The 25,498-nt window shown below is 56.2% G+C and carries 17 protein-coding genes; 9 read left to right on the top strand and 8 right to left on the bottom strand.

Translation table 11 applies throughout. From position 1 onward, the window contains the following. Window positions 1-19 precede the first annotated feature (19 nt). A complete protein-coding gene (locus AC5TBW_RS12095) occupies window positions 20-1,318 on the bottom strand; it encodes an NAD(P)/FAD-dependent oxidoreductase (RefSeq protein ID WP_495508804.1) in 1,299 nt (432 codons plus the stop codon). A 219-nt stretch (window positions 1,319-1,537) separates the two neighbouring features. Between AC5TBW_RS12095 and AC5TBW_RS12090 the strand changes: the two genes are divergently transcribed. Then, on the top strand, window positions 1,538-2,257 hold the full coding sequence (locus tag AC5TBW_RS12090) for a phosphoglycolate phosphatase (RefSeq protein WP_495508803.1): 720 nt from the start codon (window positions 1,538-1,540) through the stop codon (window positions 2,255-2,257). Between the two features lie 2 nt (window positions 2,258-2,259). Then, the gene (trpE, locus tag AC5TBW_RS12085) at window positions 2,260-3,747 is read left to right on the top strand and encodes an anthranilate synthase component I (protein ID WP_495511962.1); all 1,488 of its coding nucleotides are present in this window, start codon (window positions 2,260-2,262) and stop codon (window positions 3,745-3,747) included. A 32-nt stretch (window positions 3,748-3,779) separates the two neighbouring features. On the opposite strand, the gene AC5TBW_RS12080 is transcribed toward trpE, so the two are convergent. Beyond that, entirely contained in the window at window positions 3,780-4,700 is a 921-nt protein-coding gene (locus AC5TBW_RS12080; RefSeq protein WP_495508802.1) for a metal ABC transporter substrate-binding protein, read from the bottom strand. Window positions 4,701-4,897: 197 nt separating this feature from the next. Between AC5TBW_RS12080 and AC5TBW_RS12075 the strand changes: the two genes are divergently transcribed. The 5 genes from AC5TBW_RS12075 (at window position 4,898) to trpC (ending at window position 12,043) form a co-directional block, all read left to right on the top strand. Beyond that, window positions 4,898-6,649 carry an NAD(P)H-dependent oxidoreductase subunit E gene (locus tag AC5TBW_RS12075; protein WP_495508801.1) on the top strand — a complete coding sequence of 584 codons (1,752 nt, stop codon included), beginning with the start codon at window positions 4,898-4,900 and terminating at the stop codon, window positions 6,647-6,649. Continuing rightward, window positions 6,646-9,435 carry a formate dehydrogenase subunit alpha gene (gene fdhF, locus AC5TBW_RS12070; RefSeq protein WP_495508800.1) on the top strand — a complete coding sequence of 930 codons (2,790 nt, stop codon included), beginning with the start codon at window positions 6,646-6,648 and terminating at the stop codon, window positions 9,433-9,435. The genes AC5TBW_RS12075 and fdhF overlap by 4 nt, the downstream gene beginning before the upstream one ends. Window positions 9,436-9,555: 120 nt before the next feature. Beyond that, window positions 9,556-10,146 carry an anthranilate synthase component II gene (locus tag AC5TBW_RS12065; protein WP_495508799.1) on the top strand — a complete coding sequence of 197 codons (591 nt, stop codon included), beginning with the start codon at window positions 9,556-9,558 and terminating at the stop codon, window positions 10,144-10,146. A 36-nt stretch (window positions 10,147-10,182) separates the two neighbouring features. Then, window positions 10,183-11,199 (top strand): anthranilate phosphoribosyltransferase, encoded by a 1,017-nt coding sequence (gene trpD, locus AC5TBW_RS12060; protein WP_495508798.1) that lies wholly within the window; start codon window positions 10,183-10,185, stop codon window positions 11,197-11,199. Between the two features lie 40 nt (window positions 11,200-11,239). Then, complete coding sequence (trpC, locus tag AC5TBW_RS12055; protein ID WP_495508797.1) at window positions 11,240-12,043, top strand: indole-3-glycerol phosphate synthase TrpC; 804 nt, start codon at window positions 11,240-11,242, stop codon at window positions 12,041-12,043. Window positions 12,044-12,055: 12 nt separating this feature from the next. Here the strand turns inward: trpC and AC5TBW_RS12050 are convergent, their stop codons facing one another. The 5 genes from AC5TBW_RS12050 to AC5TBW_RS12030 all read right to left on the bottom strand — a co-directional run bounded on the left by AC5TBW_RS12050 (window position 12,056) and on the right by AC5TBW_RS12030 (window position 21,723). Continuing rightward, window positions 12,056-15,199 (bottom strand): efflux RND transporter permease subunit, encoded by a 3,144-nt coding sequence (locus AC5TBW_RS12050; protein ID WP_495508796.1) that lies wholly within the window; start codon window positions 15,197-15,199, stop codon window positions 12,056-12,058. Window positions 15,200-15,216: 17 nt separating this feature from the next. Continuing rightward, entirely contained in the window at window positions 15,217-16,278 is a 1,062-nt protein-coding gene (locus tag AC5TBW_RS12045) for an efflux RND transporter periplasmic adaptor subunit (protein WP_495508795.1), read from the bottom strand. Between the two features lie 247 nt (window positions 16,279-16,525). Further along, the gene (gene ydiJ, locus AC5TBW_RS12040; RefSeq protein WP_495508794.1) at window positions 16,526-19,627 is read right to left on the bottom strand and encodes a D-2-hydroxyglutarate dehydrogenase YdiJ; all 3,102 of its coding nucleotides are present in this window, start codon (window positions 19,625-19,627) and stop codon (window positions 16,526-16,528) included. A gap of 102 nt (window positions 19,628-19,729) precedes the next feature. After that, entirely contained in the window at window positions 19,730-20,320 is a 591-nt protein-coding gene (locus AC5TBW_RS12035) for a DUF4202 domain-containing protein (RefSeq protein WP_495508793.1), read from the bottom strand. Window positions 20,321-20,475: 155 nt separating this feature from the next. Continuing rightward, on the bottom strand, window positions 20,476-21,723 hold the full coding sequence (locus tag AC5TBW_RS12030) for a dicarboxylate/amino acid:cation symporter (RefSeq protein WP_495508792.1): 1,248 nt from the start codon (window positions 21,721-21,723) through the stop codon (window positions 20,476-20,478). Window positions 21,724-22,066: 343 nt separating this feature from the next. Between AC5TBW_RS12030 and serS the strand changes: the two genes are divergently transcribed. After that, window positions 22,067-23,344: a serine--tRNA ligase gene (gene serS, locus AC5TBW_RS12025; protein ID WP_495508791.1), complete on the top strand. Its 1,278-nt coding sequence runs from the start codon at window positions 22,067-22,069 to the stop codon at window positions 23,342-23,344. Here the strand turns inward: serS and AC5TBW_RS12020 are convergent. Then, on the bottom strand, window positions 23,289-24,143 hold the full coding sequence (locus AC5TBW_RS12020) for an SIMPL domain-containing protein (protein WP_495508790.1): 855 nt from the start codon (window positions 24,141-24,143) through the stop codon (window positions 23,289-23,291). The genes serS and AC5TBW_RS12020 overlap by 56 nt on opposite strands. 217 nt (window positions 24,144-24,360) lie before the next feature. On the opposite strand from AC5TBW_RS12020, the gene AC5TBW_RS12015 reads away from it, so the two are divergent. Further along, on the top strand, window positions 24,361-25,464 hold the full coding sequence (locus AC5TBW_RS12015; protein ID WP_495508789.1) for an AI-2E family transporter: 1,104 nt from the start codon (window positions 24,361-24,363) through the stop codon (window positions 25,462-25,464). Window positions 25,465-25,498 lie beyond the last annotated feature (34 nt).

The following is a 25,498-nucleotide window of genomic DNA, read 5'->3' as shown; positions in this document are numbered from 1 at the left end:
TTAGCGAGAAGCGGGGCGTTTAGTGCAATTTCATACGCGGTTTTAAATACTTGTTGAGTTTGTCCACTAGCCAGGACAACCCTGTTTTTGGTGCCCCGTGAATCGAAAGTTGATGCATGCGGTAAAGTGAAGCGTAGGCTTGGCGTGCCAGCCAGCCCTCTAAAAACAACCCTTTGGAGGCGCCACTTCGCATTAAGTTGCCCACCGCATCATAGCGCGCCAGTGATACCAGCGAGCCGTAATCGCGGTAGCGGAAATTATTAAGTGGCTTCCCCTCTAACTGGTTGACCAGGTTTTTTGCCAGCAGTTTAGCCTGCTGGTGGGCCGCCTGAGCACGAGGCGGCACAGTGCCGCTTTCTCCCATGGGGCAACTGGCGCAATCACCCAGGGCAAAAATGCTTTCGTCATCCACGCTTTGCAGCGTGGCGGCGACGTTAATCTGATTTTTACTGTTGGTGGAAAGGCCAAGCTCTGCTAGAAACGGAGGCGCTTTAATGCCCGCTGCCCAAACGTTGATATCGGTCTTGATCTCTTCACCGTCATGGGTGACCAGTTGATGGGCCTGAGCTTCTTTGATCGCCGTGTCGGTGTGAACGGTCACGCCCATGCTTTCCAACTCAACTCTCACCGTTTGGCTCACCCGCTCGGAAAGCCCTGGCAGCAAGCGTGGTGCCGCTTCCAATAAGTGCACGCTGATTTGCTGGTGATCTAACGCCGTCACTCCATAGGCATTGAGCATGCGCGACGCATCGAATAACTCCGCGGCAAGTTCTACCCCCGTTGCACCGCCGCCAACGATTCCAATGGTCAGTTGGGTGTGCTGGCGCAAGGCTGGGTCGGTATAGCGTAGGAAGGTATTGATCATATCGCGCTGGAACGCTTTGGCTTGCTGTGGCGAATCTATAAAGTGGCAGTGCTCGGCCACGCCGGGCGTGCCAAAATCGTTTGAAACGCTGCCCAGTGCCATCACCAAATAGTCATAACTTAGCTCTCGGGCGGGGAGTACCTCTTCGCCATCTTCATCCTGGATGGGTGCTAACTGCAGCAAGCGCTTTTCGCGGTTTATGCCCGTTAGCGAGCCGCGTTGGTAGCGGTAAAAGTGAGCCGACGAGTGCCCGCGATAGTCCACTTCATCCATGCTTGAGTTCAGCACGCCAGTGGCCAGCTCGTGAAGCAGCGGTTTCCAAACATGGGTGGTGTTACGATCGAGTAGGACAATTTCTGCGCGTTTACGTTTTCCTAATGTACGGCCTAACTGCGTCGCGAGTGCTAATCCGCCCGCGCCGCCACCAACAATCACAATTCTGGGGATGGCCATTACTATCTCCTTGGCTAAATTAGCCCAAGCATAGAAGTTTCTTCGGCTTGTTACTAATGCGAAAGTTTGCCTTGAGCAGGTAAGATGGTTGGCCAACAAGTCGGGCTATCCTGAAAGTCGGTCTTTAACGACGGTATTTAAAATTTTTCTGACAGGCTAATAGCGTGGCGGCGCCTGCAAAGGTATTAAGCCGCGAATGAAGCAAGAGGGCAATGTAAGGTGCATTCAATACTATATTCAGGACTACACACTGTACTCCAAGGTAAACGACTGATTGCATTCGACTTGGATGGTACGTTGATTGATTCAGTGCCTGACCTTGCTGCCGCGATAGCGCTCACGCTAAGTGAACTCAATCTTTGTGAACCGAGCGAAGCAGAGGTACGTGATTGGGTCGGCAATGGTGCACCGGTGTTAGTTGAAAGAGCATTAACCTGGGCGCTTCAAATGGCGCCTGAACCAGCGTTTCAAGAGCGTGCATTTCAGATTTTTATGGCGCACTACGGCGCGGCCCCCAATGCCCTTACGACCCTTTATTCTGGCGTAAGGCAAACGCTTCAGACACTGCATGATAAAGGCCTGACGCTCGTGCTGATCACCAACAAGCCAGCGCGTTTTATTGAGCCGATTTTGAATCACTTTGAGTTGTTGGACTACTTCACGCTATGTATTGGCGGTGATTCACTGACTGAGAAAAAGCCCCACCCTTTGCCGCTGCTGCACGCTGCTGGTACCTGCCAAGTTTCACCCTCTGAGTGTGTGATGGTGGGCGATTCTCGTCACGATATCGCTGCCGGTAAGGCGGCGGGTTTTACTACCCTGGCACTGCCCTATGGCTACAATCACGGTGAGCCGATTGAACAGAGCCAGCCCGATTTAGTACTCGGCTCATTAACTGAATTACTGATGACCGCACCCCATGCGACAAGGACCGCTTAATGATGACCCCGGAACGTTTTCAAGAGCTTAGCCAGGCAGGCTACAACCGAATCCCTGTTTCGCGTGACGTACTCGCTGATCTAGATACGCCGCTATCTACCTATTTAAAGCTGGCGAATACTCCCTGGACCTTCTTGTTTGAGTCGGTACAGGGCGGTGAGAAATGGGGGCGCTACTCGATGATTGGCTTGCCCAGCCATGAACGCATTGAAGTGCGCGGCTTTACGGTTCGCCATATCAAAGAGGGTGAAACCGTCGGTGTCGCCGAAGTGGAGGATCCGCTGGCATGGATTGAGACATTCCAGAGCCGTTTCAAAGTGCCCAAGCTAGATGCTCAGCCACGTTTCGATGGCGGTTTGGTTGGTTACTTCGGTTACGACACGATTCGCTATATTGAGCCGCGCTTGCGCGGTGGTGCGGATAAGCCCGACCCGCTGAACGTGCCCGATATTCTGCTCATGGTGTGCAATGACTTTGTGGTCTTCGACAACCTTTCAGGGCGTCTGACGATTTGGACCCATGTTGATCCTGCCGAACCGGAAGCCCTTGAGCGTGGCCAGACGCATCTGAAACACCTCGAAACCCGCCTGCGCGAAGCGCATATCAGCCCGAATAATGCAGGCAGCGGTCGGCAGCCGGTGAAAGAGAGCGACTTTAACTCAGGCTTTACCGAGCAGGGTTTTAAAGCTGCCGTTGATAAAATCAAAGAGTATGTGCTGGCCGGCGATATCATGCAGTGTGTGCCTTCTCAGCGTATGTCGATTCCCTATCAGGCGTCGCCGCTGGATCTATACCGGGCCCTGCGCAGCCTCAATCCATCGCCGTATATGTTCTTCTTCAACTTGGACGATCACCACGTGGTGGGCTCGTCGCCCGAAATTCTGACCCGCATGGAAGAGGGCGAGGTTACCGTTCGGCCCATTGCCGGCACCCGTAAACGCGGTAAATCCGAAGAAGAAGACGACGCCTTGGAAGCAGATTTGCTGGCCGATCCTAAAGAGCTGGCCGAACATCTCATGCTGATCGATTTGGGCCGCAACGATGTGGGCAGAATTTGCCAAACAGGCAGTGTAGAAGTGACCGACCAGATGGTGGTCGAGCGCTACTCTCACGTCATGCATATCGTCTCTAATGTGACAGGCAAGCTCAAACCAGGCTTAACCGCGATGGACGCGCTGCGGGCAACTTTTCCCGCGGGCACGGTGTCCGGCGCGCCTAAAATTCGTGCACTGGAAATCATTGATGAAGTAGAGCCGGTTAAGCGCGGCATTTACTCTGGGGCCGTTGGCTATCTCTCCTGGCACGGCAACATGGATACTGCGATTGCCATTCGCACTGCGGTGATTAAAGACGGCCAGCTCCACGTGCAGGCTGGCGCAGGCATTGTTGCTGACTCCGTGCCCGAAATGGAGTGGCAGGAAACGCTGAACAAAGGACGTGCGATTTTCCGTGCAGTGGCCATGGCGGAGCGGGGATTAGATAACCTTTAGCTGCCTGTTCTGTTAAAAAACGCAACGGCCAATTACTCGGCCGTTGCGCCCCCCAGAGCGGTGTGCATGACTTCAGCATTATGATGCAACATAGCTGAGTAGTTGGCAGCCGGGCCGTCTGCACCGCTCAGCGAGTCGACATACAGCGGGCCTGCGAGGGGGAGCGATGTCTCGCGTGACAGGGCATCCATATGAATACTAGGCGTCGTGCTTTCAAAAAATAGTGCCGAAGGGCGAGGACGATTCTCCGCAAGATATTCGCTCATCTTGGCCATTGCCTGGGCACTGCCCAGCGTCTCGTGATTAACTCCCCAAACACCGAGTGCTTCAAAGGAAAAGGCGCGAGCGAAATAGCCAAAGCTCGCTTCGCTAGTCAGCAGCGTGCGGTTGGTTTGGGGAATGCCCTCCAGCCGCTCTTTGACCGCTTGTTTTAGAGAGGCCAACGCCTTGCGAGCTTCTTCAGCGCGAGCATAAAATTCATCGGCCTGCTCGGGCAGGTGCTCAGCCAGAGTTTCAGCAATGACCTCTATGTAAGCGGCGGCACCGTCGGGATCCATCCACATGTGCGGGTCTGGCTCGCCTTTGTATTGCCCGGTCGAGATCATTAGCGGCGCATAGTCAGCCTTGTTAGCCACTTCCACTAGCGTCAATTGATCGTCGGACATCGCTTCCACATGGCGTATCCAAGGCTCTAAGCCCAATCCGTTATAGAACACAATATGGGTTTCTTCTAGCGCGAGGACATTGGGTGGCGTTAACTCCCAGCGGTGAACGTCTTCACCCGCAGGCACAATGACGCTAACGTTGACCAAATCGCCCGCCACGCGTTTAACCAACTCCTCCATCACTGAAAATGAGGCGATAACGCGTAGTGATGTAGAGGCAAAAGCTGGCGTAGCGCTCAGCAGCGTGACCAATAAGAGCGCACATACCCAGGTAAACCGCTTTGACATCCCACGCTCCTAACTGGCTAGAAAATATTGCAGAAACTGCTGCAAAGGACGGCAGATAATAAAGACTGTGCTGGCACGTTGCCAGTTCCAGCCTAACGGGAAAACGAGAGAGAGAGGTATTGCCCAAGGAAGCATTCCCTCTAAGGGCAAGTGCCACTATGCTGAACAGTATTACACTCCTAAGCATAGCGTGCCTTATGACAGACCAAACGGTTTCTTCTTCGCGGCGTCGGCGCGGCCACCCCAAGGGCCGCGATCTATCGCCAGTAGCGCTGGTGACTTTAAGGGCGCTGTTGGGTGATGAGCGACTGCAGCCTGGCTTGCGCCAACGTGATCAGTTGCTGGAACATTTGCACGCTATTCAGGATGCTCATGGCCATTTATCGATGGTTGAGCTGCGCGCATTAGCCGCGTATATGAATCTCCCTATGGCGGCAGTGTACGAGACCGCCACCTTTTACGCCCATTTTGATGTGATACATGACGGCCAAACGCCGCCGCCGGATACCACGGTGCGGGTATGCGATTCGCTTTCCTGTCAACTGGCCGGGGCAACCCAGTTGAAGGCCAAACTGGAAGCAGGCTTTGACCCTCAGAAGGTGCGCGTTCTGCGTGCGCCCTGCATGGGGCGTTGCGATAGCGCGCCAGTGGTGGAAGTGGGTCATCATCATGTGCAGTTTGCGACACCGGAAGGCGTAGAAGCTATTGTGGATACGGGCCACTTTCATCCAGAGGCAATTTTATGGCAACGCCTGGAGACGTATCAGAAGGAGGGCGGCTATCAGCTTCTTGCCGAGTGCCGGACAGGCAGTATAGGCGTTAACGCACTCATGACCACCCTTGAAAGTGCGGGCTTGAGAGGCCTTGGCGGCGCAGGCTTTCCTACTTTTAAAAAATGGCACTTTGTGCGCCAGGAACTGGGGCCCCGTTACTGCGTTATCAATGCTGACGAAGGCGAGCCGGGCACCTTTAAAGATCGCTACCACCTTGAAAAATCACCCCATCAGTTTTTAGAAGGCGCTCTAATCAGCGCCTGGGCGATTGAAGCTCAGGCTCTATATATTTATCTACGCGACGAGTATCCAGGCTTGCATCGCGTGCTGCGCGAAGCGATTGGGGAGCTTGAGCAAGCAGGGCTAATTGCTGCCGGGTATATCGTATTACGCCGCGGTGCCGGGGCCTATATTTGCGGCGAAGAGTCGGCGCTGATTGAGTCGCTGGAAGGTAAGCCTGGTAAGCCACGCCACCGCCCGCCCTATGTGGCACAGCAAGGGCTATTTGGCCGCCCGACGTTGGTCAATAATGTGGAGACTGTGTATTGGATAGCACCGATTTGGCATAGGGGCGCCGACTGGTTTGCTAAGCAAGGCCGCAACGGTCGTTCTGGGCTACGCAGTTTTTCGGTCTCTGGTCGGGTCAAACATCCGGGCGTTCATTTGGCCCCTGCGGGCATCACACTGCGCGAACTGATTGATGAGCACTGCGGCGGCATGGCCGAGGGCCATCAGTTGGCAGCTTACCTGCCCGGTGGTGCATCGGGCGGTATATTGCCCGCCAGCAAAGCGGATATCCCGCTGGATTTCGATACGCTTCAGGATCATGGCTGCTTTATTGGCTCGGCAGCAGTGATCGTGCTTTCCCAGCAGGATAACCTGCAGGCAGTGGCGACCAATCTACTGGCTTTTTTTGCCGACGAGTCTTGCGGACAGTGCACTCCTTGCCGTGTAGGCACAGAAAAAATGCTGACCCTGCTGGAGCGTGACGATTGGGATGTCGGCCAACTGACCCGACTGGCGCAGGTGATGCAGGACGCCTCGATTTGCGGTTTGGGTCAAGCAGCGCCCAATCCCGTGTTGGGGTTGCTGAAAGATTTTCGAGCCGAGCTAGATCAACAGCAGATTATTGTCAGCGATGCCGCAGAACCTGTTGCTGAAAGGGGGACGCCATGACTGCTTCTTTTGCGCTAACACTGGATGGTCATGAAGTCACCGCTTACTCCGGTGAAACCCTTTGGCAGGTCGCCAAACGTGCCGGAGAAACCATTCCCCACCTGTGCTTTAAAGATGCCCCCGGCTACCGTGCCGACGGCAACTGCCGTGTCTGCATGGTTGAGGTGGAGGGGGAGCGTGCCTTAACGGCGAGCTGTCTGCGCGAGGCTGTGCCTAATATGGTGGTGTATAGCGCCAGCTCTGAGCGCGTAAAAGTCGCTCGGGAAGGCGTGCTGGAACTGCTGATGGCGGATCAGCCCTCTCGTGAGAAGAGTCCAGATCGCTCCAGTCACTTTTGGGCAATGGCCGACCAGCTAGGTGTTGCAGAGGACGCCGTAAAAGCCTGGCTACCGCCAAGTCGTGAAGGGTTGGTGAGCTTGGATAAAACGACCGACGCCAGCCATCCTGCCATGCAGGTCAATTTAGACGCCTGCATTGAGTGTACGCTCTGCGTGCGCGCTTGCCGTGAGGTACAGAGTAACGATGTTATTGGCATTGCACACCGCGGTGCTGTATCCAAAATTGTGTTCGATTTTGACGATCCTATGGGCTCAAGCACCTGTGTCGGCTGCGGCGAGTGCGTCCAGGCATGCCCGACAGGCGCTTTAATGCCAGCGACGCTAATGAACGCCACGGGGCAGGGTGATTCAAAGGCAGTCGACCGCCAAGTCGATTCAGTTTGCCCATACTGCGGCGTGGGCTGCCAGCTGACCTACCACATCAAAGACGATGTCATCGCCTTCGTGGAAGGACGCGACGGCCCCTCTAACCATAACCGGTTATGCGTAAAAGGCCGTTTTGGTTTTGATTATCCTAATCACCCGGCGCGATTGACCACCCCGCTGATTCGCAAGCCCGGCGTTCCGAAAAGCTTGGATCCTGCCTTTGATCCAGCCCAGCCTCTCACCCACTTTCGGGAGGCAACCTGGGAAGAGGCGCTAGCGTCTGCAGCCGGCGGTTTGGTTACGCTTAAAACCGAGCATGGCCCCAAGGCCCTGGCAGGGTTTGGTAGCGCCAAGTGCTCTAATGAAGAGGCGTGGTTGTTCCAAAAACTGGTACGCACCGGCTTTGGCAACAACAATGTCGATCACTGCACGCGACTATGTCATGCAAGCTCGGTGGCAGCGCTGATGGAGTGCCTAGGCTCTGGTGCGGTAACCGCCTCTTTTATGCAAGCGTTGGAGGCGGATGTCGTCATTCTCACTGGCTGCAACCCGGCAGTTAATCACCCCGTGGCCGCAACGTTTTTCAAACAGGCGGCCAAGAACGGCACCGATATCATTATTCTCGACCCCCGCGGCCAGGCGTTGGATGCCTACGCCACACTGAGCGTGCGTTTTAAGCCGGGCGCCGATGTGGCACTGTTCAACGCCATTCTTCACGTGATTATTGCCGAAGGGTTGTATAACGAAACGTATATTGCCGCCCACACCGAAGGCTTTGAAGCGCTGAAGCAGAGTGTGGCGATGAGCATGCCAGAAGCGATGAGCGAGTTATGCGGCGTTGAGCCTGCCGTGATTCGTGATATTGCCCGGCGCTATGCCAGTGCCGAGAAGGCAATGATCTTCTGGGGCATGGGTATCTCCCAGCATACCCACGGTACTGACAACGCCCGCTGCCTGATCTCGCTGGCGCTGGCCTGTGGTCATACTGGCCGCTCTGGTACCGGCCTCCATCCACTACGTGGGCAAAACAACGTGCAGGGTGCCTCGGATGCAGGCTTGATCCCGATGGTGCTGCCGGACTACCAGCCGGTAGGCGATGCTCAGCTGCGCGCGGCCTTTGAGGAGCTGTGGAGCATGCCACTGGATGCCCAGCCGGGCCTCACGGTGGTAGAAATTATGGATGCTATTCACGGCGGACAAGTGCGCGGTATGTACATTCTGGGCGAAAACCCGGCAATGTCTGACCCGGATTTACATCACGCCCGTGCGGCGCTGGGCAAACTGGAACATTTGGTAGTGCAGGATCTGTTTGTCACCGAAACCGCACAATTTGCCGATGTGATTCTGCCCGCTTCCGCCTGGCCGGAAAAAGAGGGCACGGTCACCAATACCAATCGCCAGGTTCAGTTGGGCCGCATGGCACTACCGCTACCTGGTCAAGCCAAGCCCGACTGGTGGATTATTCAAGAGATCGCCAATCGCTTCGGTCTGGGGTGGGAGTACCAACATCCTGGCGACGTTTTTGAAGAGATGAAGCAGGGCATGGCATCACTGAATCACATCAGTTGGGAGCGCTTGACGCGGGAGGGGTCGGTCACCTATCCCTGTGCCGCCGAGGATGCTCCCGGGCAAGACGTGGTGTTTAGTGACGCTTTCCCTCGCGCGGGTGGTCGTGCCAAGTTTGCCCCTACACGACCTTTACCACCGGATGAGCCGGTAGACGACGACTACCCCACAGTGCTGACCACCGGTCGACAGCTGGAGCATTGGCATACAGGATCGATGACGCGGCGTAGTGTGGTATTGGATGCGCTGGAGCCTGATGCCGTCGCCAGTCTGTCCCCGGGGGAGCTCATTCGTTTAGGCGTTTCGCCGGGAGACCCACTCACCATTACGACCCGGCGTGGCAACATTACACTCGCCGCACGGGTCGACCCAAAAATTCCCGATGGCATGGTGTTTGTGCCGTTCGCCTACGCCGAAGCTGCCGCCAATTTGCTCACCAATCCGGCCCTCGACCCCTATGGCAAAATCCCAGAGTTTAAGTATGCGGCCTGTCGGCTGAGCCGAGGCGATACTTAACCCCTGCAATAGAGCGCTTGGTTGCGGTATCATCGAAGGCATTAAGTAGATGGCAACACATTACCGACCTGGGTAACGCATGAGCCATTGCAATGATAGTAATAGGAGTATCAAGCAGTTATGGCTCAGAAAGTCCTTATGCTGGATAACTATGACAGCTTCACGTTCAACATCGTGCAGTATCTGGGCGAGCTGGGCGCAGAAGTGATCACTCATCGTAATGACGAAATCACCATTGAGCAGATCGAAGCGCTGGCGCCAACGCATTTGGTAGTGTCGCCGGGGCCCTGCACGCCCAATGAGGCGGGGATCTCCATGGCTGCTATCGAGCACTTTGCCGGCAAGCTGCCTATTTTGGGCGTGTGCCTGGGTCACCAGGCGATTGGCCAGGTTTACGGTGGCAAGGTGGTTCGCGCCCCGCAGGTTATGCATGGCAAAACATCAGCCGTGCTGCACGATAACCAAGGCGTGTTCGAAGGGCTGGATAACCCTGTTGAAGTAACCCGCTATCACTCGCTGGTGGTCGATAAAGAGTCGCTGCCTGATTGCCTGGAAATGACCGCCTGGACCGGCGACGACGATGTGACCCCCGGTCTAGTCATGGGGCTGCGCCACCGCGAGCTGGATATCGAAGGGGTACAGTTTCATCCTGAGTCGATTCTTACCCGCCAAGGCCATGAGCTGTTGGCCAACTTTTTAAAACGCGGCTAATTGCCGGTTTCACACGCTTTAGGGGCTCCTCTGCTCATGCAAATGCGAGACGCGATTAATGCGGTAATGCGCCGCGAAGACCTCTCTTTCGATGCCATGCACGCTTTGATGCGCCAGATCATGACCGGCGATGCCACTGATGCGCAAATTGGCGGCCTACTGGTAGGCCTAGCCATGAAGGGCGAAAGCGCCATTGAAATTAGCGCCGCTGCCCAGGTAATGCGCGAGCTAATGAAGCGCGTTGAACTGAAGGCAGAAAACATTGTGGATATCGTCGGCACTGGTGGCGATGGCGCGAATCTTTTTAACGTTTCAACCGCTGCCAGTTTTGTTGCTGCTGCTGCCGGTGCGCACGTTGCCAAGCATGGTAATCGCAGCGTTTCGTCCTCCTCAGGCAGTGCTGATTTGTTCGATGTGGCGGGTATTTATCTTGATCTGAAACCAGAGCAAGTAGCGCGCTGTATCGAGCAGGTAGGGGTCGGCTTTATGTTTGCGCCCAATCATCACCCGGCCATGCGCTATGCGATTGGGCCACGTCGGGAGATGGGCGTTCGCACGCTGTTTAATATTTTGGGCCCGCTGACCAACCCTGCTGGCGCACCCAACCAAGTACTGGGTGTTTACGCCCCAGAATTAGTGCCATTGATGGCGGAAGTGCTGAAAACCTTGGGCAGCCGCCACGTGATGGTCGTCCACTCCGAGGACGGTCTAGACGAGATCTCTCTGGCCAGCCCCACCTTGGTAGCTGAGCTAAAAGAGGGTGAGATTACCCAGTACACCATTACGCCTGAAGAGCTGGGCATTGAGCGCCAGAGCCTGGCAACGCTGAAAGCCGCCAGTGCTGAAGACAGTCTGCGCTTGGTCAAGGCAGCGCTTTCCGGTGACGGTGCCGCTGCCGATATGGTCGCGCTAAACGCCGGGGCCGCGCTTTACTGTTCGGGCGTTGCAGATACGTTAAAAGAGGGGGTGATGGTGGCCCAGGACGCGCAAGCCTCCAAACTGCCGCTTGAAAAGCTTAAAGAGCTTTCGCACTTCACCAGTGTTTTTAAGTAGTAGGTTCTTAAACAAAATAAGTTTGAAAAAAGAGATCAGCATGACTCAACAGGCAACGCCAACTATTTTAACGCGCATTCTTGCTCGCAAAGACCAAGAAGTGGCTGAGCGCCGTCAGGCCGTTTCAGAGGCGGATCTGCTTGCCCTCGGGGAGGAGCAGAGCGCCCCGCGTGGCTTTATTGAAGCGCTTAATACGCGCATTGCAACGGGTGATCCGGCGATTATCGCCGAAGTGAAAAAAGCCTCGCCCTCAAAGGGGGTTATTCGTGAAGAGTTTCACCCCTCGGATATCGCCAAAAGCTACGCCCAGGGCGGCGCTGCCTGTCTCTCCGTGCTTACCGACGCCGATTTTTTCCAAGGCCATGAAGACTATCTCATTGCCGCTCGGGATGTCTGCACGCTGCCGGTGATTCGCAAGGACTTTATCACCCACGGCTACCAGGTGTGTGAAGCTCGGGCGATTGGTTCGGACTGTATTCTGCTGATTGTTGCTGCCCTGGACGATGCACAACTGCGCGACCTGCACCAGCAGGCCAACCAGTTGGGGATGGATGTATTGGTCGAGGTGCATGACGCCGAGGAGCTTGAGCGCGCCCTGACGCTGGATCTAAAGCTGGTCGGCATCAATAACCGCAACCTGCATACCTTTGAAACCAGCCTAAATACCACCCTTGATCTGCTGCCGCGCATTCCAGAGGGTGTGACGGTGATTACCGAATCGGGTATCCATACCCGCGATGACGTTGAACTAATGCGTGACCACAACGTTAACGGGTTCCTGGTTGGCGAAGCCTTTATGCGCGAAAGCGATCCAGGGCTGGCACTTAAGCGGTTATTCTTTTAACCCCGCAGCTTGTTAGCTCGCCGACCGTTGGGTTCTCCAACTGAGCACGGCAACAGTAAGCGCTGGTAAGAAGGTAATGGTGACAATTGCCGTACCGAGCAGCCCAAATAGCACAATGGCACCGACGCCGCGGTAAAGCTCGGTACCTTCCCCGGGTAGAAACACCAGCGGTGATAGGCCGCACAGAGTGGTAAGAGTCGTCATGGCAATCGGCCGTAAGCGACTCTCTACTGCCTGTTGAACGGCCTCACGAGCGCCCATCGACGCCGTGCGTAGATTCTCCCTCGCCTGATGAACCACCAGTATCGGGTTGTTGACCACCGTCCCCATCAGAATCAGAAAGCCCAACATAGTGATCATATCGAACGGCTGGCTGATGGCATTCAAGCCAATTTTCGGCAGCTGAGCGCCCACCGTATTCATCAGCCACAGCCCTACAATCCCCCCGGCGGCACCTAACGGAATAGTGGCGAGAATCAGCAGCGGGTAACCCCAGTGGGCAAAAATCGCCACCAGCAGCAGATACACAATCGCCAGCGCGATTAACGCATTGCCGGTAAGTGCTTGGCGGGTGGCATCCAACTGATCCCCCGCACCGGTCACGCTGACATTAATGTTGGCGGGTATGACGCCTTCATAGCGCAGTGGGTCGATCACCTCGCGCTGCATCCGCTCGATACCGGCTTCCAGCGCTACGCTGCGGGGTGGAATGACGTCCAGCGTCACACTGCGGCGACCATCCACCCGCCGAAGGGTGGCCGTTCCCACGGTTTCGCGAATTTCGGCAAGGGTATTGAGCGGAACGCTCACCCCAGAAGGGGTATAGATAGGCAGGGTGGCGAGGGCGTCCAGGTCGATATCGCGCGCCTCGGGGCCATAGCCGTAAAGGTCGATTTTCTCGTCGTCGAGGTAAAAGTCATCCAGATAGGCGCCGTTGGTGAGCACCGCGACGGTGGTTCCCAGGGCGTTGGTATCCAGGCCGACTTCTGCGGCGCGCTCCCAATTGGGATACACCTCAATCAGCGGCTGGCCAAGATCCAGGGCGGAGGGCCGCGACTGAATGCGCGGGTTGTCGAACACTGTCTGCGCGCGCTGATAAATCGCGTTGGCGGTTGTGTAGAGTTCGTTTAGATCGTTGCCGGCAATGTCCAAAGTGATACTGCGCGTTCCGCCGTCATTGCTGGAGATAATCGAGCCGCGGGCGGCAAAGGCGCGCATGTCGGGGTATTTCTCAAAGCGCCGGGTGAGGGCGTCCATCAAGGCTTCAATATGGGTGGGGTCGATAGTTTCTGCAATGATCCGCAGGCTTTGGGCTTCGGCTTGAATGCCCATGGTGCGAATCGCCGGGATGTCGGTATCGCCGCGCTCGAAGCGCTCCGGCTCAGCGCCCACATGGGGCTCCAACTCCTGTTGTAGGGTTTGGGCAATCGTATCCATGGTGGCCAGGTTGTAACTCGCCGGGGCGTTCATACTGGCAAAGGTTTTGGCCTCCTCGCCTTCGGGCAGGTACTCAGCCGGGGGGGTCAGCCAGACAAAAATACCGATACCACCCACAATGCCTAGCACGATAGCGAGAAAGCGTCGGGAAGCCGTACGAATCATGCCATCCACCACCCACAGGCAACCGCGTACCCAGCGTGGCGATGATGTTGAGGCGCTCTCCTTGCCACGAAAATCGATATGTGCTCCCAAGGTGGGAATAACGGTAATGGCGACCACCATGGAGACAATAATCGAGGTCGAGATGGCCACCGCAATATCAGAGTAGAGCTGCCCGGCTTCCTGTTGAATAAAGAAGATCGGCACAAAGACTAAAATGGTGGTTAGCGTTGAGGCGAGCACCGCGGGCCACACTTGCTTGACGCCCTCGAGAGCCGCTTCAAAACGCGCCAACCCACGGCGGCGCTGGGTCTCAATGCTCTCCAGCACGACGATGGTGTTGTCTATTGTCATGCCAATAGCGAAAGCAACACCCGCCAGCGAAATGACGTTGAGCGTGCGGCCCGCCAGCAGCAGGCCTAGAAAGGCCGCTATGGTGCAGATGGGAATGCCGATCACCCCGGCCACGGTGGCGCGGGCAGAGCGAAGAAAAGCGTACATCACCAGGGTGGCAAACAGCGCGCCAAGACCCAGGTTGACCCAAACATTGGCAATCGACGACTCCACGTAGCGCACGTCGTCGCTGGAGAGCGTCATACGCATACCCTGCTCGGCTAGCAGGCCTTGATTAAGCGCCGCGACTTCATCGAGCATGGCGCGCTTGATATCGATCACATTGGCGCCCGGTTCTCGGCGCACCTGTACGCTCAATACTGGCTGTCCGTCAGAGCTGTAAGCGCGGGATGTGAGTTCGGCATAGGATTGGCGAACCTCGGCGACATCGCTGAGCCGGGTGACCGCGTCGCCGTCGCGGATGAGGACAAGCGCTTCAAGGCTTTCAACATCCTCAAAGCGGCCCACAGTTCGCAGCAGGTAGCGGCGTTTACCGCTCTCTAGATTGCCGCCGGAGACATCCTGATTGCGGGCCAGAAGGGCGGCCTGAATATCAGCAATACTCAGTTTACGGGCGACTAGCGCTTCGGGGTCGATCAGCAGCTGCATTTGCCGCTCGGCGCCACCGGAAACCGTGACTTCCGATACACCGGCAACGCTCTCCAGGCGCGGGCGGACATTGTCCTCCAGGTAGTCGCGCATGGCGGGCATATCGAGCTGGCGCGGATTGCCCTCCCGGGGGGCAACGTTATAGTACATAAAGGCGTTGGCGGAAAAGGAGTTGGCGACGATGCGCGGCTGGTCGACATTGTTGGGGTAGGAGGGCACCTGGCTTAGCGCGTTGTTAACCCGAATCAAGGTTTCGGTGAGATCGACGCCAAACGGAAACTCCAGCTCGATTTCAGCGCTGCCGCTGCTGGCGGTGGACTCCATGCGCTGTAGGTTGGGCACATTGCGCAGGAACTCCTCTTGCTCGATCAAGATATCCTTTTCAATATCCTGCGGCGTGGCACCCGGCCACTGGGTCTCGATACCCACCACGCGGGTTTCCAGGTCGGGGATCATCTGTACAGGGATGCGCCAGATGGCGGCGATACCCAGAATCAGCAGGATCAGCGTAATAACGCTAACCAAGATACCGTGACGAATAATGGCGGCAAACATACGCGGGTATCGCTCCTTTAGTCGTCGCTCAGGGACACGGTTTGCCCCTCTTCAAGTCGCTCATTACCGACGACGATAACGCGGTCTCCCGGTGATAGGCCCTCATTGACGGCGACCTCTCCCTGGTAGCTGCTGCCGATCTCAACCCGCTGCTCAAACGCCTGCCATATGTCATCGCTCTGGCGTGCTAGCCAAACGCTAACGCTGCCATCTGGGCGTCGAATGAGGGCATCTCGCGGCACGCTGGGCCCGCTTTCGCCATTAAGTTGCAAACGGCCTTCCACCGCCATACCCGGTAGCATTTCAAGTGGTGCTTCCGGCGCCGCGCGAAGCAGAAACTGCCTTGAGCTGGCATCGAGGGGGATACGCGCGAGGGTGCGCGCCGGGTGCCATTGATCGCTGCCTTCTATGCGAACCTCTAATTGAGAGCCCTCAAAGCGTTGGTAGGCGGAAAGCGGCACCGAAAAATCTAACCGAAGTGAAGCTAAATCGACCAAGGTGAGCAGGGTGTCGCCGGGGTTGACCCACTCACCGACATTGCTCTCCCGGTGGGTGACCATGCCATCAAAGGGCGCGCGGATCTGGTGACGCTCGAGCTGCAGCTGGGCCAAGCTGTAGTCGGCTCGGCGCGCTTCAAGGGTGGCCTGGGCCGCCGCCAGAGCGCTTTCACGCTGGCGGCGCTCGCTGGCGGCAAAGTTTTGCGCCGAGAGCTGGTTGGCTTCGCTGACTAGGCGTTGCGCTTCGTCACGTTCGGCTTCGGCCTGAGCTAGATCCGCGCGGGCACGCTGGGTTTCCAGGCTAATATCGCGGGTATCGAGTGATAAGAGGGGCTGGCCTTCAGTGACTGCGTCGCCCATCTCAACCGTTAGCTCGCTGACCTGACCGGCTTCAGCGCTAGACAGCTGAGAGGTTTTTGGGGCGCTAACGCTGCCGGTAAGCGGCAGTATCTCAATCCGCAGAGCCTCCGCCACTACCTGCGTCTCAACACGGTTTTCCTGAGCGACCGCGAGGGCCGCTAGGGTCAGGGTTAAAACAGCGCCTGTGCCTAGGCGAGTCAGGGAGGGGAGTAGAAACAACAAGGCAGCTCCTGAAAAAAAGGAAACCTCTGATTAACTATTGCGCTTGCCCATACGGTGTTAAAAATCACCTCAAAATGCTCATTTACAATTCGTAAACTCCGCTTTTTCGTTGATTTTTGCCTTGTCTGGCCTGCGCTCATTACGTTAATTAGAGGCTCCCTGCAGTCAATGAACAGCGTGACAGCTTTCTGCGCTGCACGCCGTTAGCTCCCTCAACGTTATACAAGGTTTAATGTTTGTACAAACTTTAGCTGCGCTTTAGGGCGATGAGTAGTGCCTGCAAAGGATGCAGCAGAACTTGTTCCGAGTAGCGCTTTACCTGGCTGCGGCAGGAGTAGCCCGTGGCTAGCAACTTGCCTGCGTTGTTTTCGGCTTCCACTTGGGGCTGCCACGACTGGGCATAGATAGTTTTTGACGTAGCGGCGTTGCGGGTTTCGTGGCCGTAGGTGCCCGACATACCGCAGCAGCCGGTGGCCACTAGCTCAAGCTCCAACCCAAACGCCGCAAACACCTGCTGCCACGCTTTGGGACTGCCCGGCGCGTTGGTTTTCTCGGTGCAGTGGGAGAGCAGCTTAAACCCTGGGTCGGTTAGCTTAAGCTGGTTGGGCGCAAGCGTGTTTATCCGGGTCGCCAGCCACTCCTGTAGCATCAGCACCTCCGGCACTGCCTCATTGCCGAGCGCTTTGACGTACTCCTGGCGATAGGTGAGCGTCATCGCCGGGTCGATGCCCACCATGGGGATATCAAAGCGGGCCAACGTGCGTAGCCGTTCGGCCTGCTTGGTGGCGGTGCGCTCGAAGGCGCCCAAGAAGCCCTGAACCTGGAGCGGTTTGCCGTTAGCCGAATAGGGCATCACGAACACGCGTAGATTGAGACGCGATAGCAGTTCCACAACGTCCATGACCAGCTTGGCTTCAAAGTGGGTGGTAAAGGCGTCCTGAACAATAATCACGCTGTTGGCGCGCTGCTGTTCGGTTAACAGGGCCAGCGAGAGCGGCGTTGCCTCGGCAACGCCCCAGGCGTTGAGCTGCTTTTTAACACTGGCCCGCGAAAGCGCCGGGGAGTCGCTCATGCCCAGTGTGCGGCGCATCAGTTGCTCTACCCAGCGCTGGCCAATCACGGCGTTATAAAGCGGTGCCGCCTTGGCCAGGGTGGGCAGCATAAATTCAGTGCCGCCAATCACGTAGTCGCGCAGCGGGCGCAGGTAGCGGCCGTGGTAGACCTCCAAAAACTGTGAACGGAACTGAGGGACGTTGACTTTAACCGGGCACTGCCCCGCGCAGGACTTACACGCTAAACAGCCCGCCATGGCGTCATAAACTTCGTGGGAGTAGTCGTGGTGCTGCTTGCGGCTGAGAGTGTTCGCCACCCGCATCGGAAAGCGTTTAATAAACCCCCAGCCACCTTCGGCTTTCTTTTTGCGCGATTCTTCAACAACATCGATTCCCGCCTGGGTCTGCAGGCGAAGCCACTCGCGGATCAGACTGGCGCGGCCTTTGGGCGAGTGGCGGCGATCCCGCGTCGCTTTCCATGATGGGCACATGGGGTCATCAAGGTCATAGTTGTAGCAGGCGCCGTTACCGTTGCAGTACACCGCGGCGTCATAGGCCTGCCAGGCACGCTCATCGATGGTGCGATCAAACTGGCCGCGCATGGGCACACCATCGACCTTCAACAAATCGGGGTCGCTATCTTTGGCGATTAGTTCGCCGTTTTCGGCAGGTGAAGCTATTTTGCCGGGGTTAAGCTGGTTATAGGGGTCAAAAGCCGCTTTTACCCGCTGTAGGCTGGGATAGAGTTCGCCAAAGAACTTAGGCGAATATTCGGAGCGTACGCCCTTGCCGTGTTCGCCCCACAGCAGACCGCCATATTTCTGGGTCAGCGCCGCCACTTCATCGGACACCGCGCGAATCAGTTTTTCCTGCTCTGGATCCTTCATATCGACGGCGGGGCGCACGTGCAGTACGCCGGCGTCTACATGGCCAAACATCCCGTAAGAGAGCCCCCGGGCATCCAGCGCGGCGCGGAACTCAGAGATAAAGTCCGCCAAGTGCTCCGGCGGTACGGCGGTATCTTCGACAAACGGGATCGGTCGTTTCTCGCCCTGCACATTTCCGAGCAATCCCACCGAGCGTTTGCGCATGGCGTAGACTTTCTGGATCTGCCCGCGCCCCTCGGCCAGGGTGTAGCCTAAGCGCTCAACGGTGGTATCTTGGCTTAGATGCTCGGTGAAGGCGCGTACCCGTTCGGTGAGGGCGCTCTCATCGTCGTCATTAAATTCGATCAGGTTAATGCCGCGAATCGCCGTGTTAGCGGTCGCCGGGAAGAACTCCGCCACGCTGTCCCAGACGAAGTCCTCCATGGCCAGTTGCAGCACGCTGTCGTCGATGGTCTCAATCGAGGTAGGCTTCGCGCTGGCAGTCATTAATGCTTTGGCATCCCGCAACGCATCCATAAAACTGGTATAGCGAACGTTGACCAGGGTGGAGTGCTTGGGAATCGGCAGCACGTTCAACACCGCTTCGTTTAAAAAGCCCAGCGAGCCTTCCGAGCCGCACAGCAGGCTGTTGAGGTTGAGCTGCCCCTCGCTATCGCGCAGGTGAGCCAAATCGTAGCCGGTTAAGCAGCGGTTGAGCGGCGGGAACTTGGCTGCAATCAAGTCGCGCTGCTGGTCAATAATCTCGGCGGCGGTGGTATGAACGCGGCCCAGAATGCCTTCCTGCTGGCACTCAGCCTGCTCTTCATCCTGTGTTAACACGCGGCTGTGCAGGTGCTTTCCACCGATCAGAATAGTATCGAGCTCCAACACATGGTCGCGGGTTTTACCGTATTCACAGCTGCCCTGGCCGCTGGCATCGGTAGAGATCATGCCGCCTATAGTGGCGCGATTGGAGGTCGAAAGCTCCGGAGCGAAAAACAGCCCATGGGGCTTGAGCGCGGCGTTAAGTTGATCCTTGATCACCCCGGCCTGTACGCGGACTCGACGGTTTTCAGTGTCGATCTCGATGATCTTGTTCATGTGGCGTGATACGTCCACCACGATACCGTCGGTGAGCGACTGGCCGTTGGTACCTGTGCCGCCACCTCGTGGGGTTAATACAATGCCTCGATGGGAGGTCTGCGCCGCCAGCCGGGTGATGCGCTCCAAGTCTTCTGCATGCTTGGGATAGATTGCTGCCTGAGGAAGGCGCTGGTAAATCGAGTTATCCGTCGCCAGCACCGTGCGGTTGGCATAGTCGGGGGAAATTTCACCTTCAAATCCGCAGGTTTTGAGGGCTTGTAGAAAACGTACATACGAATTTCCCAAGCGTTCAAACGGGGCGGTACGGGTATCCAGGGATGCAATCATAGTTGAGCAAGCCGTCAGTGCCGGGGGCGCAAAAAAAGAAGACGGCTACTTTACCGCAGTGACTGCCCGGCTGCATCTTACGGTAACGCTTTACTACCCTGCTTACTCAACACCCAGGGCTTCTTTTACCAGCGCTGCTGAGGCGTCTGACATCGGCAGCGTTAAAGCTAGCTCGTGAGCGCGGGGCGACATTTTGCGCCAGGTCATCTGCACGATACGCACCATGTGGTCATGCTCTATCTTGCGCGAGAAATCGGCAAAGTAGTTCTCTAGAAACACCAGGCATGCGCAATCTTCCAGGGCTTGTACATCGGGGTCGCGGCCCAATCCTTTCTTGCCAATAATTGCTGCGGCGCGCTCGGCTTCTTTATCACTGTAGCCTGCGTCGCGCATTAGCTGGGCGGTGGTATCGCCTGCGCGCTTGCCCTGGTCGCGCCGCCAGGTTAAGTAGCCTACGCGCCCTTCGGGGTACTCCTCTCGCGGCACTAACCAGCGCTGCAAGTGCTGGGCGCGTACGGCTAAGCGCAGCACTTCATCTGGGGCGTCATGTGCGCGGTCTAGCCAGTCGCTCATGCGCTGGGCATAAGCCAATTCCTGAGGCATGGACGTGCCATCAGCAAGGTTGGTATCGCGCGGATCCTCGGCATGCAGGGTATCGATGGCGATGAGCGTTTGATCAAAAGCGGTAGGCATAGCTGCGTAGCTCGGCTAGAAATGATGCTAATAGGTTGCCGAGAAACTGTGCGAATCACAACTGCTGTATGGCAGGGGAAGGCTATGAAGGGAGGGCGCAGTGCCCGCTGCTCATCACAGCGGGCGCCGAATCTTGCTAAATAGTAGCGCGAGGATCAGCGGCTGTTGTAAATGTCCTCGTTGAGTTCCCCCTCGCTTTTGCCTACCAGCGTGGTGACCATTAAATCGCCCGCAACGTTGACGCTGGTGCGTGCCATATCAAGGATCCTGTCAATCCCCGCGACCACGGCGATAGCTTCCAGCGGCAGGCCAACCTGCGCCATCACAATCGAGAGCATAATCAAGCCCGCGCCCGGTACTCCCGCCGTACCGATAGAGGCCAGCGTGCCGGTGGCAACGATCATGCCGTAATCCATCATACTCAAATCAGTGCCGGTCATTTGGGCAATGAATAGCACTACCACACCCTGGTAAAGCGCCGTGCCATCCATATTGATGGTGGCACCCACGGGAAGCACAAACCCAGAAACCCCTTCGGAAACGCCCAGGTTTTTCTGCGCACAGCGTATAGAGACCGGCAGGGTGCCCGCAGAAGAGGCGGATGAGAACGCCACGACAATAGCGTCCAGGCTGCCCTGCAAATAGCGCATAGGGTTTAGCCGCCCCAATAGCGAGATCAAGCCCGAGTAGATTACTAGCACGTGAAGTATGCTGGCTAGATATGCAACGCCAATCAGCTTGGCCAGCGGCAGCAATATCTCTAAACCGTACTGGCCCGAGACGTGGGCGATCAAGCCAAAGACGCCGAAGGGTGCAAAGGCCATCACAATGCCGGTTAGCTTGTACATTGCCTCAGCAAAGCTGTCGAAGACCTTCATGACCGGTTCACCTTTCTCGCCGATCAGCGTTAAAGAAATACCCAAACCAATGGCAAACACAATGATCTGCATAATGTTGCCGTTGGCCAGGGCGTCCAGCGGGTTACGCGGTACTAAGTTAACCAGAATAGAGACCAGCGATGGCGCTTCGTTAGCGGCCACTTCAGAGTCAAAACTTAAATGAACCCCCACGCCTGGCTGCAGGAGGGTGGAAAGTACCAGACCGATGGAGATAGCAAAGGCGGTAGTGACCAAATAGAGGGTAATCGTACGCGCACCAATGCGGCCCATTTTCTGCGGGTCGCGCATGGAGGTGATGCCTACCACCAGGGTGGAGAACACGAGCGGTACAATCAGCATCATAATAGCGTTGATGAAAATATCGCCGAGTGGCTTAAACACGCTGGCGGTATCGCCCAAGAGCGCACCTGCCAGAATGCCCAGTGCCAAGCCCGCGAGAATTTTCTTCCATAGGGCGATTCGTCGCCACCAGGCAAACTTTCCTTGCTGTGCTGTTTCCTGCACTGCCTTTCTCCTGTCAAAAAGTGTGAAAACCTATTTTTCAGCGATTCGCCAGTCGAATCGGCGGGCACTCTATCATTTTTGGCTAATGGGCGGGGATGGATATGCAGAGCGGTCATAGCGCATGCGGTAGATTCGGTCATGCTAGCTAAGCTAGTGGTTTACCACTCGTTACTTAAGTGTGGCGCTACAAATTAGTTGAGTGATTCAACCTGTTAATATTCCTTAACCCGTGATGTGGAACACCGGGCATGGCTCCCTGGCGCGCTTTTGCCTACAATAGGCGCCTTTCTGCACGTGCATTGACGCGTTGCTTTTATTGTTTTCAGGCCAAGGGACAGGATTCATGCTCGATCCGAAACTGCTGCGTGGTGATCTTGACACGGTTGCTCAACAACTGGCCCGCCGGGGCTTTGTGCTTGATAAAGCGGGACTACAGGCGCTGGAGTCGCGTCGCCGCGAGCTGCAAACGCAAACCGAGCAGCTGCAAAACGAGCGTAATATGCGCTCTAAAGCGATTGGCAAGGCCAAGGCCAACGGTGAAGATATTCAGCCGCTGCTAGATGAGGTCAGCGATTTGGGCGATCGTTTGGATAATGCCAAACGTGAGCTGGCTGAGGTGCAGGCCGAGTGGGACGATGCCATTAGCGGTATCCCCAATCTGCCCCACGAAAGCGTGCCGGAAGGTAAAAGCGAAGACGATAACGTTGAGCTGCACCGCTGGGGCACGCCGCGGGCGTTTGATTTTGAGGTGCTGGATCACGTTGACCTGGGTAAGAAGTCGGGTTATCTCGATTTTGAGCTGGCAGCTAAAATCACCGGTGCCCGCTTTGCGGTAATGCGCGGGCCGATTGCTCGCCTTCATCGGGCGCTGGCGCAGTTTATGCTGGATACCCAAACCGAACAGCACGGCTACGAAGAGTGCTACGTGCCCTATATGGTCAACCGCGATTCACTAATGGGTACTGGCCAACTGCCGAAGTTTGGCGAAGATCTGTTCAAGCTGGACGATGAGCGTGAGTACCATCTGATCCCGACCTCCGAAGTGCCGCTTACCAACTTTGTGCGCGATGAAATCGTTGAGTTGTCCGCATTGCCAATGAAGCTGACTGCCCATACGCCGTGTTTCCGCTCTGAGGCGGGCTCACACGGGCGCGATACCCGCGGTATGATTCGTCAGCATCAGTTCGATAAAGTCGAGATGGTGCAGATTGTAGAGCCGGAGAAAAGCTTCGAAGCATTGGAAGAGATGCGTGGTCACGCCGAGGCGATACTGCAGGCGTTGGAATTGCCGTATCGCGTGGTAACGCTGTGTACCGGGGATATGGGCTTTGGGGCGACTAAAACCTACGACTTAGAAGTGTGGTTGCCCAGCCAGGAAACCTATCGGGAGATCTCTTCAGTCTCTAATTGTGGGGATTTTCAGGCACGCCGTATGCAGGCGCGTTATCGCCACCCAGACTCGAAAAAGCCATTGCTGCTTAATACCTTGAACGGTTCAGGGCTGGCGGTAGGACGCTGCCTGCTGGCGGTGCTTGAAAACCACCAGCAGGCGGATGGCTCGGTAACTATTCCTGAGCCGCTACGTCGCTATCTGGGCGGCGTGGAGCATCTGGCCCTTTAAGTGCCCACTCAACGCTGACTCCGGCATCAATACGAATGGTGCCGGGGCTGTAATCACTGGCGGCACCGGATTGGCTTGCAGCCGTGTCGCTCTCTGCCCGCATTGCCATCATGCGCGGCTGGAAAATAGGTGATTGCGTTTCTTCAATGCGCTGCACATGGCCCAGTTCTGCGTCTAGGCTATCGGCCATCAGGTTTGCCTTGTGCTGCGCTTTCTCAAGCGCTTTGACCAATGCCTCGTCAGTCGCCGCATCGCGGTCTTGCAGGTCGAACTGGACACCGTCCAGTGAATTAACACCGGCAGCAATCAGAGCATCTAACACCTGGCTTAACTGATTGAGATCGGTAAGCTCGACAGTGATCGGGCGTTCAAGGCGAGTGCGTTGCAGGGTTTCATGTTCGCCGTCTTCGTTGCGCGGGCCTTGAATATGCTCAGGATAAACATTGAGCGAGCCAGCGTTAATGGCGGTGCGCTCAAGACCCGTGGCTTCCATCTCTTCAATTAATTCGCTAGCACGGGTCTCTAAACGCTCACGGGCATCGCTAAGTGCGCTACTATCGCTCTCCTCCAAGGTGGAAAGGGCTGGCGTATTTTCCCACAGGCGTGCATTCAAAGTGGCTTTGTCGGGCTCCACCTCTACCCAAGACTGAGCTTGAACATGCAGGCTGGGCTGAGGCGGGTGTGACGATGACGCGTGTGCCAAGGGAGCGCTTATGAGTGCCAATAAGGCACTGCCTAGTAGGCCGTAACCTAGAAGTTGAGCGCGTAGTCCTGGAGAGCTAATGGGAGTTGCTTTCATAAATGGCTTCCTTTGTAAGCGGGGCGTCATGCCGCCAAGTTAAATCATGGTTTTAAACGCTGTTTCAAGACGTTAGGACAGACATAGCTTGGAAGCATCGTAGAAGAGAAAGTTCAGCATGGAAGGGAAGTCGCACAACAGTTGCTCATTGTTTGCATGGTTTGTGCAATATGAACAATGCAGCCATTATATATGGATAACAGGCTAGGGATGGATTATGTCAAACTTGTCGGATGAGGATTATCGCAGTATTCCACTCAATGCCACCTTGGCTCTCGCCGCGTTGGTAGTGATTATTGCTGGAATGAAAGTAGGTGCTGACTTATTAGTGCCGTTGCTATTGGCGACATTTATCGCGGTCGTGTGTACCTCGCCTGTGCAGTGGCTGCATCGCTGTGGCCTGAGTATGCGAATGTCGGCATTCCTCACGTTAATGGTCTTGCTGGCGTTTATATCGCTTATTGGCCTGCTGGTGGTGAACAGCTTTAGTACTTTTCTGACCGCATTGCCGGACATAGAGTCGCGACTTTATGAGCAGTATTGGAACTTACTCAATGCGCTCTCTTCTCGGGGATTAGCGATAAATCCAGACCAAATCAACTCGCTCTTTGAGGGGGAGGATGAAGGTTCCTGGATGCCAGCGTTATTGAGTCAGCTTGGCAATCTCTTCATGCAGAGTGTCATTGTCGGGCTGCTGGTCATATTCATGTTGTTTGAAACATTAAATGTACGTGACAAAGTCTCACGTGCCTTAGAGAACCCTGCGCCCAGCTTGAAGCGCTTCAGTGAGTTCAGCCTAACGCTAAAGCGCTACCTTGCCGTTAAAACCATGATCAGCCTAGCCACGGGTGTGCTGGTTTGGCTCTCCTGCCTGATTGTGGGCGTTGAGTTTCCGCTGCTATGGGGAGTGTTAGCCTTTGCGCTCAACTTTATTCCTAATATTGGCTCCGCGCTGGCCGCTATACCGCCGGTACTCTTACTGCTGATTGCGCAAGATGGTGGTCCTTTCCAAGCGATGCTTTTGGCTTCGGCCTATCTGGTTATCAACTTTGTGCTCGGTAACTTGATTGAGCCTCGGGTAATGGGGCAAGCGCTCGGGCTTTCTACCTTTGTGGCATTTTTATCGCTGGTGGTATGGGGGTGGATATTCGGTGCAGCGGGAATGTTGCTTTCGGTAATGCTGACAATGACGCTGAAAATTGCCTTGGACAGCCACCCGGAGACGCGTTGGATTGCTCGTTTGCTGGGGCCTGGGAAGAGGCGCTTAAAAGATAGCCGCGCAAGTGATGCAAGCTTGCCGCCGTGGAAGCGTAAAAGATAAAACGACCGCCGACGAAGTCGGCGGCTATTACAAA

This window comes from Vreelandella sp. ssv (genome assembly GCF_059448525.1).
This window is presented reverse-complemented; position numbering and strand designations above follow the sequence as displayed.

Excerpts from the sequence above, each read along its gene's own strand:
- AC5TBW_RS12095 (WP_495508804.1), bottom strand. The coding sequence starts at position 1,318 with ATGGCCATCCCCAGAATTGTGATTGTTGGTGGCGGCGCGGGCGGATTA.
- trpE (WP_495511962.1), top strand. The coding sequence starts at position 2,260 with ATGACCCCGGAACGTTTTCAAGAGCTTAGCCAGGCAGGCTACAACCGA.
- AC5TBW_RS12080 (WP_495508802.1), bottom strand. The coding sequence starts at position 4,700 with ATGTCAAAGCGGTTTACCTGGGTATGTGCGCTCTTATTGGTCACGCTG.
- AC5TBW_RS12075 (WP_495508801.1), top strand. The coding sequence starts at position 4,898 with ATGACAGACCAAACGGTTTCTTCTTCGCGGCGTCGGCGCGGCCACCCC.
- fdhF (WP_495508800.1), top strand. The coding sequence starts at position 6,646 with ATGACTGCTTCTTTTGCGCTAACACTGGATGGTCATGAAGTCACCGCT.
- AC5TBW_RS12065 (WP_495508799.1), top strand. The coding sequence starts at position 9,556 with ATGGCTCAGAAAGTCCTTATGCTGGATAACTATGACAGCTTCACGTTC.
- trpD (WP_495508798.1), top strand. The coding sequence starts at position 10,183 with ATGCAAATGCGAGACGCGATTAATGCGGTAATGCGCCGCGAAGACCTC.
- trpC (WP_495508797.1), top strand. The coding sequence starts at position 11,240 with ATGACTCAACAGGCAACGCCAACTATTTTAACGCGCATTCTTGCTCGC.
- AC5TBW_RS12050 (WP_495508796.1), bottom strand. The coding sequence starts at position 15,199 with ATGTTTGCCGCCATTATTCGTCACGGTATCTTGGTTAGCGTTATTACG.
- ydiJ (WP_495508794.1), bottom strand. The coding sequence starts at position 19,627 with ATGATTGCATCCCTGGATACCCGTACCGCCCCGTTTGAACGCTTGGGA.
- AC5TBW_RS12035 (WP_495508793.1), bottom strand. The coding sequence starts at position 20,320 with ATGCCTACCGCTTTTGATCAAACGCTCATCGCCATCGATACCCTGCAT.
- serS (WP_495508791.1), top strand. The coding sequence starts at position 22,067 with ATGCTCGATCCGAAACTGCTGCGTGGTGATCTTGACACGGTTGCTCAA.
- AC5TBW_RS12020 (WP_495508790.1), bottom strand. The coding sequence starts at position 24,143 with ATGAAAGCAACTCCCATTAGCTCTCCAGGACTACGCGCTCAACTTCTA.
- AC5TBW_RS12015 (WP_495508789.1), top strand. The coding sequence starts at position 24,361 with ATGTCAAACTTGTCGGATGAGGATTATCGCAGTATTCCACTCAATGCC.